The sequence below is a fragment of the Ruminococcus sp. AF31-8BH genome, assembly GCF_003460605.1.
Lineage (GTDB): Bacteria > Bacillota > Clostridia > Lachnospirales > Lachnospiraceae > Blautia_A > Blautia_A acetigignens.
Window position 1 is genome coordinate 255,768 of record NZ_QTVN01000003.1, and the last position, 14,808, is coordinate 270,575.

General features: G+C 44.7%; 14 protein-coding genes and 1 riboswitch. Of the genes, 1 reads left to right on the plus strand and 13 read right to left on the minus strand.

What is annotated here, in order from left to right; all coding sequences use genetic code 11:
• Window positions 1-4 precede the first annotated feature (4 nt).
• The 3 genes from DWZ38_RS05480 to DWZ38_RS05490 all read right to left on the minus strand — a co-directional run bounded on the left by DWZ38_RS05480 (window position 5) and on the right by DWZ38_RS05490 (window position 2,045).
• Entirely contained in the window at window positions 5-877 is an 873-nt protein-coding gene (locus tag DWZ38_RS05480; RefSeq protein WP_117850762.1) for a class II aldolase/adducin family protein, read from the minus strand.
• A gap of 235 nt (window positions 878-1,112) precedes the next feature.
• Complete coding sequence (locus tag DWZ38_RS05485; protein WP_117850765.1) at window positions 1,113-1,661, minus strand: EutP/PduV family microcompartment system protein; 549 nt, start codon at window positions 1,659-1,661, stop codon at window positions 1,113-1,115.
• Between the two features lie 6 nt (window positions 1,662-1,667).
• Entirely contained in the window at window positions 1,668-2,045 is a 378-nt protein-coding gene (locus DWZ38_RS05490) for a BMC domain-containing protein (protein WP_021924989.1), read from the minus strand.
• Between the two features lie 330 nt (window positions 2,046-2,375).
• Between DWZ38_RS05490 and DWZ38_RS05495 the strand changes: the two genes are divergently transcribed.
• Window positions 2,376-3,089, plus strand: a complete 714-nt coding sequence (locus tag DWZ38_RS05495) for a phosphatase (RefSeq protein WP_021924988.1) — start codon at window positions 2,376-2,378, stop codon at window positions 3,087-3,089.
• Window positions 3,090-3,200: 111 nt separating this feature from the next.
• Here the strand turns inward: DWZ38_RS05495 and DWZ38_RS05500 are convergent, their stop codons facing one another.
• From DWZ38_RS05500 to DWZ38_RS05545, 10 genes are all read right to left on the minus strand, one after another.
• The gene (locus tag DWZ38_RS05500) at window positions 3,201-3,506 is read right to left on the minus strand and encodes a cysteine-rich small domain-containing protein (protein WP_021924987.1); all 306 of its coding nucleotides are present in this window, start codon (window positions 3,504-3,506) and stop codon (window positions 3,201-3,203) included.
• 343 nt (window positions 3,507-3,849) lie between these two features.
• Window positions 3,850-4,038: riboswitch (cobalamin riboswitch) on the minus strand.
• Window positions 4,039-4,297: 259 nt separating this feature from the next.
• Window positions 4,298-5,683, minus strand: coding sequence for a C40 family peptidase (locus DWZ38_RS05505; protein ID WP_021926132.1), 1,386 nt, complete (start codon window positions 5,681-5,683; stop codon window positions 4,298-4,300).
• 291 nt (window positions 5,684-5,974) lie between these two features.
• On the minus strand, window positions 5,975-7,480 hold the full coding sequence (locus DWZ38_RS05510) for an N-acetylmuramoyl-L-alanine amidase family protein (RefSeq protein WP_117850767.1): 1,506 nt from the start codon (window positions 7,478-7,480) through the stop codon (window positions 5,975-5,977).
• 266 nt (window positions 7,481-7,746) lie between these two features.
• Window positions 7,747-8,733 (minus strand): diaminopimelate dehydrogenase, encoded by a 987-nt coding sequence (locus DWZ38_RS05515; protein WP_021926134.1) that lies wholly within the window; start codon window positions 8,731-8,733, stop codon window positions 7,747-7,749.
• Window positions 8,734-8,926: 193 nt separating this feature from the next.
• Complete coding sequence (locus DWZ38_RS05520; protein WP_117850770.1) at window positions 8,927-9,580, minus strand: J domain-containing protein; 654 nt, start codon at window positions 9,578-9,580, stop codon at window positions 8,927-8,929.
• The gene (locus DWZ38_RS05525; RefSeq protein WP_021926135.1) at window positions 9,564-10,418 is read right to left on the minus strand and encodes a DUF5685 family protein; all 855 of its coding nucleotides are present in this window, start codon (window positions 10,416-10,418) and stop codon (window positions 9,564-9,566) included. The genes DWZ38_RS05520 and DWZ38_RS05525 overlap by 17 nt, the downstream gene beginning before the upstream one ends.
• Before the next feature lies 1 nt (window position 10,419).
• Window positions 10,420-10,833 (minus strand): hypothetical protein, encoded by a 414-nt coding sequence (locus tag DWZ38_RS05530; protein ID WP_021926136.1) that lies wholly within the window; start codon window positions 10,831-10,833, stop codon window positions 10,420-10,422.
• Between the two features lie 46 nt (window positions 10,834-10,879).
• Window positions 10,880-12,082, minus strand: a complete 1,203-nt coding sequence (locus DWZ38_RS05535) for a class I SAM-dependent rRNA methyltransferase (protein ID WP_021926137.1) — start codon at window positions 12,080-12,082, stop codon at window positions 10,880-10,882.
• A gap of 197 nt (window positions 12,083-12,279) precedes the next feature.
• Window positions 12,280-12,891 carry an ECF transporter S component gene (locus DWZ38_RS05540; protein ID WP_021926138.1) on the minus strand — a complete coding sequence of 204 codons (612 nt, stop codon included), beginning with the start codon at window positions 12,889-12,891 and terminating at the stop codon, window positions 12,280-12,282.
• 210 nt (window positions 12,892-13,101) lie between these two features.
• Window positions 13,102-14,703, minus strand: coding sequence for a DUF1002 domain-containing protein (locus DWZ38_RS05545; protein ID WP_117850772.1), 1,602 nt, complete (start codon window positions 14,701-14,703; stop codon window positions 13,102-13,104).
• Between the last annotated feature and the right edge of the window lie 105 nt (window positions 14,704-14,808).

Below are 14,808 nucleotides of genomic sequence, written 5' to 3' on the forward strand. Positions count from 1 at the left end.
CAGATTATTTCAGGCCTAACTGTGCCATAACCTGTTTTGTGATCTTAGCTACTAACTCTGCATCTGCATTAGCGTTGTTAGCTGTGTCTGCTGTCGGAGCATCGCTTCCGCCAACGAAATCATACTGATATCCTGGGAACTGTTTGTAGTCCTCGTTGTGGCAAGCGCCGCCGCAGTTGTGGCAGTTCAGGCCGTCTTTGTTCTGACAGAGGTTTGCAGGATGTTTTCCAGGCATACCGAATTTACGACGGATCTCATAAAGTTTCTTGATGTTCTCTTTATCGAATTCCTTCGGGCCGCCAAGAAGTTTGCTCTGATACAGAAGCTGTGCGTAGAACTCTACGGATTCCATCTTCATGTATGCAGCGTTCAGATCTGTGCTCCATGTAAGAGCTCCGTGGTTCTCAAGAAGAACTGCATCGAAGTATGGAAGGTATTTCTCAAGGTTATCCGGAATCTCCATTGTAGAAGGTGTACCGTACTCAGCGATCGGAACGCATCCAAGAGCGATAACTGCCTCTGGCATGATCGGCTGTGTAAGCGGGATTCCTGCGATAGCGAAGGATGTTGCATAAATTGGATGAGCATGTACAACAGATCCTACATCCGGTCTCTTCTCATATACTCTCATATGCATCTTGATCTCAGATGATGGTTTGAATCCTGGGTTAGCCTGGATAACATTTCCTTTTGCATCAACTTTACAGATGAACTCTGGAGTCATGAAGCCTTTGGATACACCAGTAGGTGTGCAAAGGAACTCATTGTCGTTAAGCTTTACAGAGATGTTGCCATCATTTGCTGCAACCATGTTGCGGTTATAGATTCTTCTTCCGATGTCGCAAATCTGTTTTTTGATTTCGTATTCGTTTACCATGCTTTTTTCCTCCTTAAGCACATTCAGGTGCGGTGGATTATGTATTTTATAGTACCGCACCGGGTAACTTATCATGGCTGGACATAGTCAGCCTGTTACTTTTATGGTTATGTTGTAAGTTTACACCATTCCACATCATAAGTCAAGGTTTTTCCGTTGTTTTATGTTGTTTTGTGTGGAATCTTTGGAGAATTGCTATGTTGTTTTACGTGGTTTTGATATTTTTCCCACATTCTCAAGGTTTGTTTTCTTTGCTTTCTTCTGTGCTTTTCCCGGATGGTTCTGCAGAAGTATCCTCAGGCTCATCCAGGTCCGCCTTTGGCTTTCCAGGAGCCTCTTCCCAGGGCATTACATCTCCCTCTTCCCGGAGATATTCCAGGATTTCCGGGATGCCTTCCTGCTGCTTGGAATCCACATAAAAGATCTTTTTGCAGCCGGCCAGCTGCAGCCAGGAGGTTGCCAGCTTCACATTGGCCTGGGGATTATGGATCTTGGTGACAATGCCGATCACCTCGCGGTTGGCCATGCAGGTGATGCATGGGGGAAACAGGCAGTACGGCTCGATAGCTGATACCAGAAGTCCCACAACATCGGATTCATATGTATACAACGCCAGGGCGTGTCCAAGCCCTTGGGTCTGGGCATACTCTCCTGGCGTGTCTACGATTACATCAAAATTATTTACATATTGTGTTTTGTGATAGTGTATTTTTTCTCCGCGCAAAGCCTGGGTCAGGGTTGTTTTGCCAGCTTCGCTGCGGCCGATGAGAACCAGTTTCTTCATATTATATCAGGTCCTTGTGATCGGGCATAAGGTAAAGCCCAGCTTGTTTCCCACATAGTCCAGAATGGCGCTTGTGGAAGCTTCCACCTCAGATACAGTGCCTGTGATGATCAGGCTTCCGCTGAAGCGGTCTACAAAGCCCAGCTCAATGCCGGATGACTTCATGGCAATGTCTGCCATAATAATGGCTGTCTCTGCAGGGCTGACAGTCATAATTCCAATGGCTGCCCTTGAATAATCCAGAGACGGGTCAAGTCCTAATTTGGTGTAAAGAATCTTATCCGGATTGGCAATGATATGTGCCAGGGAAATCTGCTTGCCTGGTACAAGCTCCTGCACAATGCGCTGCTTCATTTCCGGAGACATGTTATCTGTATATCCCATTTTTCCTCCTGTCTGAAACTTTGGCTGATCCTGCCGTCAGCATACAGCATTCCCATACCTGAAAGTTTAATATATATACAAAATCTTTTGCTGTTTTTCTACCGTAATTATACTATCCGGTGTTTTGACTGTCAACAAAAAGCAACACTTTTCCTACATATATATGTGGTTTTTCTTGTGTTTGTGTGTTGTTTTTATTTGTTTTTCCAAATTTTTCTTATTTTACAGTTGACAGTCTTTTTCTGCTCTGTCATACTGAAAACAGTACAGGCATTCACAGCTTTTTAAACTTTCCGAATGCACAGACTTCTTAACAGGAGATGATTTTTTATGTATCTTTCCGATATGCATACCCACTCTATCGCAAGCGGGCACGGAACAAGCTGCACCATCAGCGACATGGCTAAGTCAGCTTCACGCAAAGGGTTAAAGCTTCTTGGCATTACAGACCACGGGCCAGCTACTCTTGCAGCAGGAACCGCGTCTTATTTCCGCAGTCTTACTTATTCGCCGCGGAAGCGTTTTAATGTGGAATTATTATATGGGATTGAACTGAATATTTTGGATGTGAACGGCAAGGTTGACCTGGAGCAGGAGCTGCTTGAGAAGCTGGACTATTCTATTGCCAGCATACACGCCCAGAATTTCCATCCAGCCAGCAAAGAGGAAAACACCAAAGCCTTTCTTAATGTGATGAAAAATCCTATGGTAAAGATTCTGGGGCATATTGATAATACCCAGTATCCGGTAGATTATGATGCAGTTGTAAAGGCAGCCGGAGAAAATGGGGTTCTTCTGGAGATGAATGAGGCTTCTCTTGCGCCTTATGGCTATCGCGGAGATACCCGCAGCAACTGTGCGGAAATTTTAAGATGCTGCCGCAAATATCTGGTTCCAATTGTACTGTCCAGCGACAGTCATGGGGCAGAGCATATTGGGGATTTCACTTATGCGGCAGATTTTGTCCATCAGGCTATGTTCCCGGAGGGACTGATCCTGAATAACCAGATTCCGAAGCTGAAGATGATTCTCAGTATGCGGTAGTGTGTGATTGTTCAAGCAAACGACTTGTTAGTAAATACCGCTCCTGCTAATTTTATCTGCAAAATAAAAAGTTTCCCTGCACCCAATTTGTGGGTAGGGAAACTTTTTGTTTTACTTTTCTTTTACGTCCTGATTTTCACGTACCTTCTTCATCAAATCAGCCAGTTCCTGATACTTCCCGGTGACATAGCCATAATTTTTCCGTTTGTGGGGAAGCTGGCAGTTAGTGCAGTCCTTGAAGCCTTTTTCGTTGTAGTGGAAATTCCCGCCGCATTTATCCCCTAATGCATAGAGGGGACAATAGCAGAACAGGCAGTTGAAATCCTCCGGATCTGCGCCTTTATGACAGGGAAAAAATTCGCAGTTCTTATGACTGAAGTAGGAATATTCCTTGCCTTCCCAATAATTTTTTTCCATTTTCCTGCTCCTTTCTCATCTGCCCTAACAAATTCCTTTTCCGCAGGATTTTTATAGTAGAAATCTTCTATATCATTTTCAATTAAATAAAAAAATAACCGCTTACGCGGCTTCAAAATTCTCGCAGATATTTAAGAGGGAGCGATGCTACTCCGGGGTAGAATATGACCCGTTCATATATACGCGGAGGGAACGGTTTCATCCAAAGTAGTATCGCCTGCCATTTAATCTGTATAATTCATCTGAACAGGCGATATTCCATAAAAAATGTCCACTCACAAAAGCGGACAACATTCCAGGGCTGCGGATTCCCTAAAACTGGTTGTTACACTTTCATCGGAAGTTTAACCTCGCCATACTAAGCAGGTTTCCTGGCTCCAGAATCATCGCATCATCTCTCCTTCTCATGCATACGCACAATGGACTCTGAGACTTGCTCCTCTGTTACAGTGACCGGATCGCTCAGGTTTCTCACCTGATTCCCTCTTTCTGCCAGCTAATAGCTACCAGCACTTAATATGTTCAATATGGAATTATACTGACATCATAGTACCACCTGCCTAAGTATTTGTCAACCCGTAATCTGTTATTTATTTATCAAAATTATGGAAAGCAAATTCCGCTTTTATACTCTGTTTCGGACACCCTCAAGTTTTCACCATAAAGCCCAAAACAATCCCACCATCAAAAACCTCCCGGATTCCATAGCGAGGATCCGGGAGGGATTCAAATTCTTTCATTAAATATGCCCGCCGATGCAGGTACTGTATTTATTCAGGCCTATGCTGCAATTACACAAGACGTCTTACAGATGTAATGGTTCTGTATGCAGCATTGTCGCTGATCTTGATTCCGTCTCTGGAGTTGGACGCGTGTACAATCTGTCCATTTCCCATGTAGATTGCGACATGACCGCCGTAGCAGATCAGATCTCCTGGCTGTGCATCTGCATAGGAAACTTCAGTTCCTGCATTCTGCTGCTCATAGGAAGTTCTCGGAAGGCTGACGCCGAAGTTTGCATATACGCTCTGTACGAACCCAGAGCAGTCAGCACCATTTGTCAGGCTTGTTCCACCCCATACATATGGATTTCCAACAAACTGTGTTGCATAGTTCACTACAGAAGATCCTGAGCCGGAAGAACTGCTGGATGAGCTGCTGGAAGAACTTTCAGAGTAGCTGTCATAATCTACTGTATTATCGCTGTCGATTACGTTTCCATACTCATCATATTCATAATCAGAAGAAGAATCAGAGCTTCCGCTTACAACGTCTCCATCCTCGTCATACTGAACATCTGTATCTGAACTGTCGCTGTAGTCCTCACTATCATCTTCACTGTAGTCATCATAGCTTTCATCACTCTGTGACTCTTCTGCTTCCTGTGCGGCAGCTGCTGCAGCGGCTGCTTCTGCCTCTGCCTGACGTCTTGCCTCTTCCTCAGCTGCAATACGCTCTGCCTCAAGCTGCTCGATCTCAGCCTGCTGCTCTGCAAGAAGGTTTGCATACTCGGTAGCCTGCTGCTGCGCGTATGCGATCTCATTCTCGCAGTCAGCACTGTTTGCACGGGTTACATCCAGCTGATACTGAAGATTGGACTGCTGTGCCTCATACTCCTGTTTCATTGTCTCGAAATCAGCTTTCTCCTGCTCGTACTGATCTTCTAACTTCTGAACCTCTTCAATGGTTCTCGCATACTTCTGAAGGCTCTCTCTGTCCTGCTCATACATCTGCTGTGTGTACTCTGCCCTGGTAAGAAGATCTGCAAGGTTGTCTGCGTTGAGCATCATCTGGAACCATGCATTGTTTCCGCCTTTTTCATAAAGATACTGGATACGTTTCTTCATGGAGCTGTACTGTTTATCCTTGGCGTTCTGTGCCTTAGTCAGGTCGCCCTGGGTTTTCTCAATTTCCGCTTCCTTGGAAGCAATATCATTCTCAAGAGTCTGAATGGAAACCATGACATTAACAAGATCGGAATTCAGGGAATCGATCTGGCTCTCAAGCTGCTGTTTCTGCTCCCAGAGAGCATTCATACGTGCATATGTAGCATCCAGCTGCTGGCTTGTCCAAGCCTGCTCTTCTCTTAAGTCGCTCTCGCGGTCAGCCATTACGCTTACTGCCTGTGAGCCGCACATTAAAATTGCCAGTGTCAGACATACAATTCTTTTCTTCATGTTTCGTCACCCTCATTTTTTAATCTAAATATCTAAATTTGTAATATGTTTGCAATATTTCAATCAATCTTGCTACATATTAACACAGCTTCGCAAACATTTCAACCCTAAAATGCAATAAATTTTAAATTTCTGTAACATTTCGTAATATATTTGTATTTCATTTGCCAGAAATACAGCGTTCTTATAAGCAAAATCCCACAACCGTAAATTGATTTTTGTAATTCGTAATACTCAAAAAGGAGGAAACCAGTTTCAAACTGATTTCCTCCTGTGTAAATCACTGTGAAATTATTTGCCAAAAAGATCATAAAGAATCTGATCAGCTGTCTTGTTTAAATATCCGTCCGGATCAGAAAGAGTACTGCTGTTCCATCTCAGATAATTACCATTACGGATATAGTTTCCGCTGGATGTATGATAATTGAATTTGTTGTATCCGGAATACATTGCCATATATTTCTTTGCAAGAGCCACTGCCTGGCTGGAATAATTTCCAGTCGGTGTAGTTGTTCCGGAAATCTGAACACCAGCCTGAGGAGTAGAGTGAACGATTACAACACTCTTGTCACTGCACTGACCGATTACGATCCAGGTATGACCAGAGTTGTAACCAATATCACCTGGTTTCAGTGTCCAGCCTGCCTTTGACAAAGCTGCCTGATTCAGAACAGTTCCCCATCCAAGGCTCTTATAATAACTTCCAATTTCACCAGACACTACTGTATATCCGGAACCAACACCAGACTTGGTCTGCATTACCTGATAAGCGGACCAGCCCACAAAGCCGGAACAGTCAAATCCTTTCGCCCTGTTGGAAACAGAGAGATCACGATAATTGTTATAATCATATCCGGATGGATTAGAAAGCCACTTGTTATACCAGTCTGTCATAGTGGAGCTAAGGCCCTTTCTGGTAGAATCATTCCAGCCGCCGCCCCAGACATAAAGAGCTTTTCCAACCGGTTTCAGCGCACCTGCAAGGTAATTCTTAATGGTCTTGCTTCCTGTATTTCCACTTGGTGATGGGTCGTCCTTCTTCTCACCCAGGCAGATACCGGAGCTTGAGAACTCATATTTCTTGCCGTCAACGGTCTGTACCCCTGTATACATTGCGCCTGTTGACTTGTTAAAGTAATACTTGGTACCCTTGCTTGTATTGTTTACCCAGCCTGTAGCCATCACTCCAGAGCCTTTATAGAAATAGTATGTAACGTTATTGAGCTTCTTAAAGCCTTTCGCCATAACTCCATTAGCCTGGAAATATCGTTTCGCTCCGGAAGAACTGGTAAGCCATCCTGTAGCCATGATTCCTGTCTTAGTAAAATAACGGGTATTTCCCTTGCTATCCTTTACAAACCCTGTAGCAGCAATACCTGATTTAGAATACAGATAATATGTCTTGTTTCCAAGCTTCAGCCATTTAGTTTTCATATATCCTGTGGACGGATCAAAATAACGTCTCTGTCCTTTAGAATTGGTAAGCCACCCGGTTACCATCGCTCCAGAGCCGCTGGTAAAATAACGCTTTCTGCCCTGTGACGCATTCACCCATCCTTTTATCTGAACACCAGTATTTCTATTAAAATAATATTTTCTTCCCCTTAATGTCAGCCATCCTTTGTGTTTCTGACCATTGGAATCGTAGTAGTAGGTTTTTCCATTTTCTTTACGAAATCCGGTCTTCGTAGCTGCCTGAACATCCTTAGATGTAGCACGGCATGTAACTCCAGCTGCCATAACCATCACCAGTAACAGGAGTGTCCACCATCTGAATTTTTTGATTCTGCTTTGCATGCTTACCTTCCTTTTTTCATAATTGTTATTTATCAGTGCAAGTTTTTACAAAGTTGTTACATCTTTATGTAGCTCATTATAGTACAGAAACCCTTTTCCGTCAACATTAAAGTACAACTCTGTAAAATTTGCACAACATTTTCACCGGATTTTTTTACAAAAAGAAGACAGCCTCTGTGATATGCAGAAACTGCCTTCTTAACTATCTGTCTATTTCTATTTTCTCAGTCCGAAGTCTCACTTCTTCCTAAAACAAAGCCAGTGAATTAAAGCAGGGTCTTTCTTAACTCTTCGCCGCTTAATGCGCTTAAGTAAGCCGGTGCAACATCAAATACGGTCTTGCAGCCCTTCTGTCCTTCCTGGTTCATGCGGTATGCAGCTCTTGCATATGCAATGATAACAGAAGAAGTAAATTCCGGGTTGGAATCCAGCTTCAGGCTGTACTCGATCACATGATTGTTCTCGTCATTCCAGCCGGTCTTGCCGCTGCGGATTACGAAACCACCGTGCGGAATACCGCTGTGGTCACGTTTCAGTTCTTCCTCAGAAATAAAGTGTACAGTGGTGTCATACTCATCAAAGTAATTCGGCATGGTCTTGATCTCATTCTCGATTCTCGCAAGATCAGCACCTTCCTCTGCTACTACAAAGCACTCTCTTGTGTGTTTCTCTCTTGTGGTAAGCTCCGGATTCTTGCCGCTTCTTACAGCTTCCAGTGCGGACTCTACCGGAATTGTGTACTGCTTGCCATCCTTAACACCATCAATACGGCGGATTGCATCAGAATGTCCCTGGCTTACGCCCTTGCCCCAAAATGTATAATCCTTGCCGTTAGTCAGGATTGCATTTGCATACATACGGTTCAAAGAGAACATTCCAGGATCCCAGCCTACGGAAATAATTCCAACATGACCATTCTCAGAAGCAGCCTTATCTACATTGGCAAAATGCTCTGGAATTCTCTTATGGGTATCAAAACTGTCTACTACGTTAAACCACTGCGCATACTTCGGTGTCTGCTCCGGAAGGTCGGTAGCACTTCCTCCGCAGAGGATCATAACGTCGATCTGGTCTTTCATCTTCTCTGCGTCATCTACAGAATATACCTTGGCTGTCTCAGTCAGGATCTTAACAGTCTCAGGAGCACGACGGGTAAATACGCCCACCAGTTCCATATCAGGATTATGTTTGATTGCACATTCTACTCCACGTCCCAGGTTACCATAGCCCAGGATACCAATACGAATACTCATTCTCTGATTCCTCCTATACCACCGCATATGGGATATTCTGCTTCCGCTTCCAGATCAGAATCTACCTGCGGCAACTCTATTTCACGCTTTAACAGTTTAATACGTGCCAGTTGTGTTGTCAATTATTTTTTAGAAAAAACTAAGGAGCCTGAGCATGTTTGAGAAAGGCTCTAAACCCTTTCAGGAAATTTTATCAACAGCAGAGCACGCCGCCTCCAGGGCAGCACATTCCGCAAAGGGCATTTGCCAGGCAAAGCTTCAGGCACATGTCATCCCCTGCCGCCGGCATTCCTCCAAAAGGTCCCTGCTGTGTCTCATACCAGCTTCCGCCGCCTTCCATACGGTTCAGAAGCATGCGGTACTGCTGGTTATTTGGCTCCAGGCGCACAGCCTCGCGGATCTGCTCCAGCGCCTTCACATTATTCCCCATACCCATGTTCGCCATGGAGGAAAGATAATACCATTCTCCATTCTTCTGGGAAAGGGAATTCAGTACATTCATGGCTTCCTGATAATGTCCGCTCTGAACAAAATTGGCTGCTGCCCGTCTGCGGACACTTTCTTCATCCACGTAAGTGCTCTGACGCTGCTGGCCGCCAAATCCTCCGAAACCGCCATATCCCCCGTATCCGCCAGAGGAGCCGCCGGCACTTCCGTACTCCCGCTCTTTCATGATCTGCTCGTACGCCTGCTGGACTTCCTTAAATTTCTCCTCTGCCTGATCCTTATTGGGATTGTTGATATTTGCATCTGGATGGTACTTCCGGCTTAATTTTCTGTATGCCTTTTTTATCTCTTCGTCTGTCGCATTTCTGGAAACTCCCAGTACGCTATATGGATCTAACATGCTCTTTCTCCCGTTCTCCCCTGCGCTTTTTGCTCACTTCCTCGAAGCGGCACCACACGCCAGAATATAAAATGTTCCGAAGAATATCCCCATATTTAATAATAGGAAGCTTCTCGAATTCTCTGCAGGTTTCTGCCATCATCATAAGAAGAATCCGGCGTACTTCCTCTTCAAACCCTTCCATTGTATATTTTTGTGCGAAAGGATTGTAATCTTCATTTTTCACATCCTCTTCCACATCATCATATGCGTCCAGAAGATAGATGAATTTGCCAAGATAAAAGCCCATTCTGCGAAGGCTTCTCTCCCACTCGTCCTGTCTGTAGGCAAAAATCTCCTCCATAATATGACCAAAAATACCGGACATTTTGTCTACATCTGTCTCCCCTGCTTTCTCAAGCTCACCAAGTTCATCCAGAAGCTCTGCGATCCGCTTCGCCTTATCCGGATAAAGCTTAAGAAGGCGATTATTTTTCCCCTCAAGAAGCTTCGCATAGCCAAGCTTCACATATTTCCGGTCGTCCTTCCAGTCGTCCAGACACTTGTAATAAGTAAGAAGGACATTCATATCTGCGCAGTACTCTGTGACCTCACTTTTCCTCACCGGCTGTTTCCGAACCGGATGAAGGATGCAGCGGGTAGTCCCCTTATAAGTCTTCGGCTCATAAAGCCCGGAAAGAAGCAGGATCACAAAAGTCATGTCGTAGCTCAGTGTAATCTGACCGGAGATTCCGTATTTTTCCCGCAGTTCCCTGCACAGGCCGCAGTAAAAGGATCGGTACAGGTCAAAATCCTTCATCTTGATCTCCGGCTTATTCATTACAATATATCCAAACATATCAGCGCCTCTTTATAAATTTGGTATGGCACTTCGGACATTCAATCTCCACTTTCTTAAAGCCGCCTCTTGGAATACGGATCTTCTGGCCGCATCCCGGACAGCTGTAAATATGATAATCCTTACGCTGGCTCATCATGCGCTTCTCTTTCTGAAACCAGGATCTATACTTGGCGGAAACAGAAAGATATTTCTGATTCTCTGCATAGCGCTTGGAAATATTCTTGGAAAAAATCCTGTAATACGTATAGACAAGAGCTGCCATTCCCAGAATGTCCAGGAACGCCCCAAGTCCATTTCTGGTTCCTGTAAACAAAGTCAGCACGATTGCAACCAGTGCCACTCCCATAGTAAATCTGGAAAACTGGTCAACTCCGTTTCGTCCCTGCATAAACCGGATAAATTTTTCTCTCAATGAAATACCTTCTTTCTTATCAGAGTATGTTAAAAAAAGCTCCAGACTATCTGTCGCTGCAAACCTGGAAAATATAAAATTTCAAATAATAGGATTCATCTGCGGACCACAGAATCGGATGATCCGGTGCCTGGGTACGGTACTCTACCTGACGGAGACGCTTGTGCACATTCTTAGCCGCCTGTCCGATGGTCTGTGTAAAAAGCTCATAATCCATAAAATGAGAACAGGAGCAGGTTGCCAGAAATCCGCCGTCCTTTACAAGCTTCATGGCACGAAGATTGATCTCGCGGTATCCCTTTACTGCATTCTTAATGGAGCTTCTGGATTTGGTAAAGGCCGGAGGATCCAGAATCACCACATCATACTTCTCCCCCTTCTCCTCAAGAGCCGGAAGAAGGTCAAACACATCCTCACAGATAAACTTCACCGTATCAGAAAGACCATTCAGTGCCGCATTGGCTGTTGCCTGATCCACAGCAAGCTGGGAAGCATCCACTCCGGTAACCTCCTTAGCGCCCGCATATCCTGCATTCAGTGCAAAAGATCCGGTATGGGTAAAGCAGTCCAGCACTCTTGCATTTTTGCAAAGCTTCTGGATGGCAAGACGGTTATACTTCTGATCCAGGAAAAATCCTGTCTTCTGTCCGTCCTTTACGTCTACCTGGTACTTCACGCCATTCTCAACGATCTCCACCAGAGTTGAAAATTCTTCACCTATAAATCCCTTGTATGGCTCCATTCCTTCCTGCTTGCGGACCTTCACGTCACTTCTCTCATAAACACCGCGGATCTGGATTCCATCTTCTGCCAGAACCTTCTTCAAAAGTTCTACCAGCATCTCTTTGTAGCGGTCAATTCCAAGAGCAAGTGACTGTACCACCAGCACATCAGAAAACTTATCCACAACAAATCCCGGGATAAAATCAGCCTCTCCGAAAATCACGCGGCAGCTGGAGGTATCCGTCACCTTCTTACGGTACTCCCATGCGTCCCAAACTCTCTTCTCGAAAAATTCTTCATCGATCATTGTATTCTCGTCTCTGGAAAGAAGACGTACCACAATTTTGGAATTGGTATTGATAAATCCCCTTCCAAGCGGATAGCCGTCAAAATCATGAACAAGAACAATATCTCCATTTACAAAGCTTCCCATTACAGAAGCTATTTCATTATCAAAAATCCACATGCCGCCGGATTTTAAAAGTCGTCCCTCTCCCTTTTTCAGGGTTACTACTGCCAGACTCATAGCATTTCTCCTTTGCTTTTGCGATTTAGCTATCATTTTAGCACACAATGTTTCAATTTACCAGTATTTCCAGCGTCTCCAGGGCAAAGTCACAGAAATTTCATTAATCTTAAATTTTTATAAAAATGAACTTAGGAAAAAATATGGCTCCAGATTCTGCACTGCAAAATCTGAAGCCAGTATAGAAGTTCTTATATTTATTTGTTAGCAGATGCCATTACATGGACATCGATCAGATTCGCCTTGATCAGCGCCGGACGGATGGCATTGTAAAGAATAACTACCAGGATGGTAGATACGATCGCATTGACGAAGGTTGCGCCTGCGCTTAATTTTGCAAGAATGCTTGCTACTTCCTGAGGCTGTCCCAGAATGTACTGTTTGTAGAAGTATCCAACAACCGGATCTGCAACTACATTAAATGCCAGACCTGCGATAGATGCGATCAGACTCCATTTGAAAACGTATTTCTTGTCATTGGTCTCATTGATCTTAGCAAGCTTGTGGGCAACCAGTCCTGTGATCAGGCCGATGCAAAGCTTCAGCACAAAGGTCTTCGGTGCTCCTGTAATGTAAACCGGATCCATAAGGTCTGCGATGGTCATACCGATTGCTCCTGCAAGGCCGCCGTACCAGCCGCCAAGAAGCAGTGCTCCAAGTACACAGAAGGTATTTCCAATGTGAAGGGAAGTCGCATCCCCGCCAGGTACCGGAATCTTAATCTGCAAAAATGTGAAAGATACGTAGCAAAGTGCAGCAAGAAGAGCTGTCTCTGCAAGTTTCATAACGGTAGTGTTCTGTTTGTTCATAGTTTCTCTGCCTTTCCTGGAACAAAATACTGTTCCTGTATAATCAGCACTATCTTACCCACATACTGTCTTCTCGCCAATAGCCACTTTCAAACTTTTTTGCATGGTCAGTTTAATTGTAAAGCACTTCCACAAGTTCCATCCTGGCAGAATCTCTTTTCCCCTATAAGAAAAGGGGAGACCAAAGTCTCCCCAAAACAGTTGTCCTGTTTATTCAGCAGCATCCTCAATTGTGTCTTCGGAATAGGAATCCTCTCCTGCCCCATCAGCTGCGCTGTCATCTACAACTGCATCGCTGTATTCTGCGCTGTCTGTTGTCTCACCGTAAAGATTCTCAAAGAACTTCATAGTGTCTTTGTATAAGGTATCCTTATCCTCGTCAGATACATCTGCACCCAGAATATCGATATCCTCGATAGAGGAACCGTCATCAATGATATCAATTCCGAAAAGCTTCTTCAGCTGCTCATCCAGCATATTCAGCTCTGGAGTCATGTATTTCTCTGTGCCGTCTGCGGAGTAAGTAACTGCTCCATTGCCAAGGATTCCAAGGTATTTCTCAAGAACCTGGATGGAAAGCTTATTGGCTGTATCAGAATCCAGTGTTACAAGTGCAGCTGAATCATCGCCCATAACCTGACGAAGCGCATCCTCATCACCCTCATACTCACCCTGGCAGAAAGTCTTGGCTTTCTCGAATTTTGCCTGGGCATCCTCATCCAGGAAATCTGCATTCAGCTGGGAAATATCGGTAATCTCATCAGAACCAGACTCATCGGTTCCATCTGAGGTGTCAGCTGCAGCATCCTCTGTGTTTGCATCGCTGCTGTCGGAAGAATCATCACTTGTCGGATACTCTTCCCAGTCTTCACTGTCGCTGCTGTCAGAAGCGCCAGTCTCTTCAGCAAGTCCCGGGTCCTCTGTAGAACTCTCGATTACATTGTCTCCAAGAGCACTCTGATCTACGTCATTTACAATGCTGTCCGGATCTTCCTCGGAACTGTCTGCTGCTGTGCTCTCATCTGCCTGACCTGTCACGTTGTCATTCACACGCTCCAGAGTCTCCTGCATTTCGGAATAATCGTAATTCTGCTGTGCGATCTGGGTCAGCAGGCTTACGATGGTGTTCAGCTCATCATCTGTAAGAGATACGTTGTTGTTATTGGAAATATTTACTACAATGTTGTAGATGTCATCTGCATTCTGCACATTGTCTGCGATTACCTGCATCTTCGCCTGGTTGATGACTGTAGTAGCATCATTCTGTCCTACAGAATCTGCAAGGTTGCCGGTTACTACCATCTCTTCAGTAGCCAGCTCCTTCTTGGTCTCATCAAGCTTCTCACCGCTGGCTGTCTCATAAGCCATCTGGATACCGGTCAGAGCACCGGTGCCAGATACCTCGAACGGGCAGGCAGCAACCACTTCGCAGTTAGTTACACCGGATGTGGAAAGAGAACTTGCGATCATATTACAGGTAACCCAGTTCAGGTTCGCTGTACGTACCTTGATGCCGCCGGATGTGGTAGGCTTCACATAAGCACAGCTTACGGTTCTGGTACCGATCTGCTCCAGCGGAACATAGGAACTTAAGTGGTCTCTCTCGTCCTGATTGGTAACATAGATGATCTGCACCTGGCTGGAATCCACCTTAAAATATCTCAGCATGGTGTTCTTCTGATCCTCGGAAAGGTCTGCTCCTAATGTTACAACCTTCATGGCATCTGCCATGGCAGGAACTGACGGAACAACACTTCCGATCAACATGGATGCGCTGCATACAAGCGCTGCTAATAATTTGGATTTCTTCATAAATTTCCCTCCATAACTTCTGTTCGGATTAGAGTCTGTTTTTATTTGATGAATCTATTATAGCATACTTTTTTCTGGTTTTGTAATATTAATTCACTGCTGCAG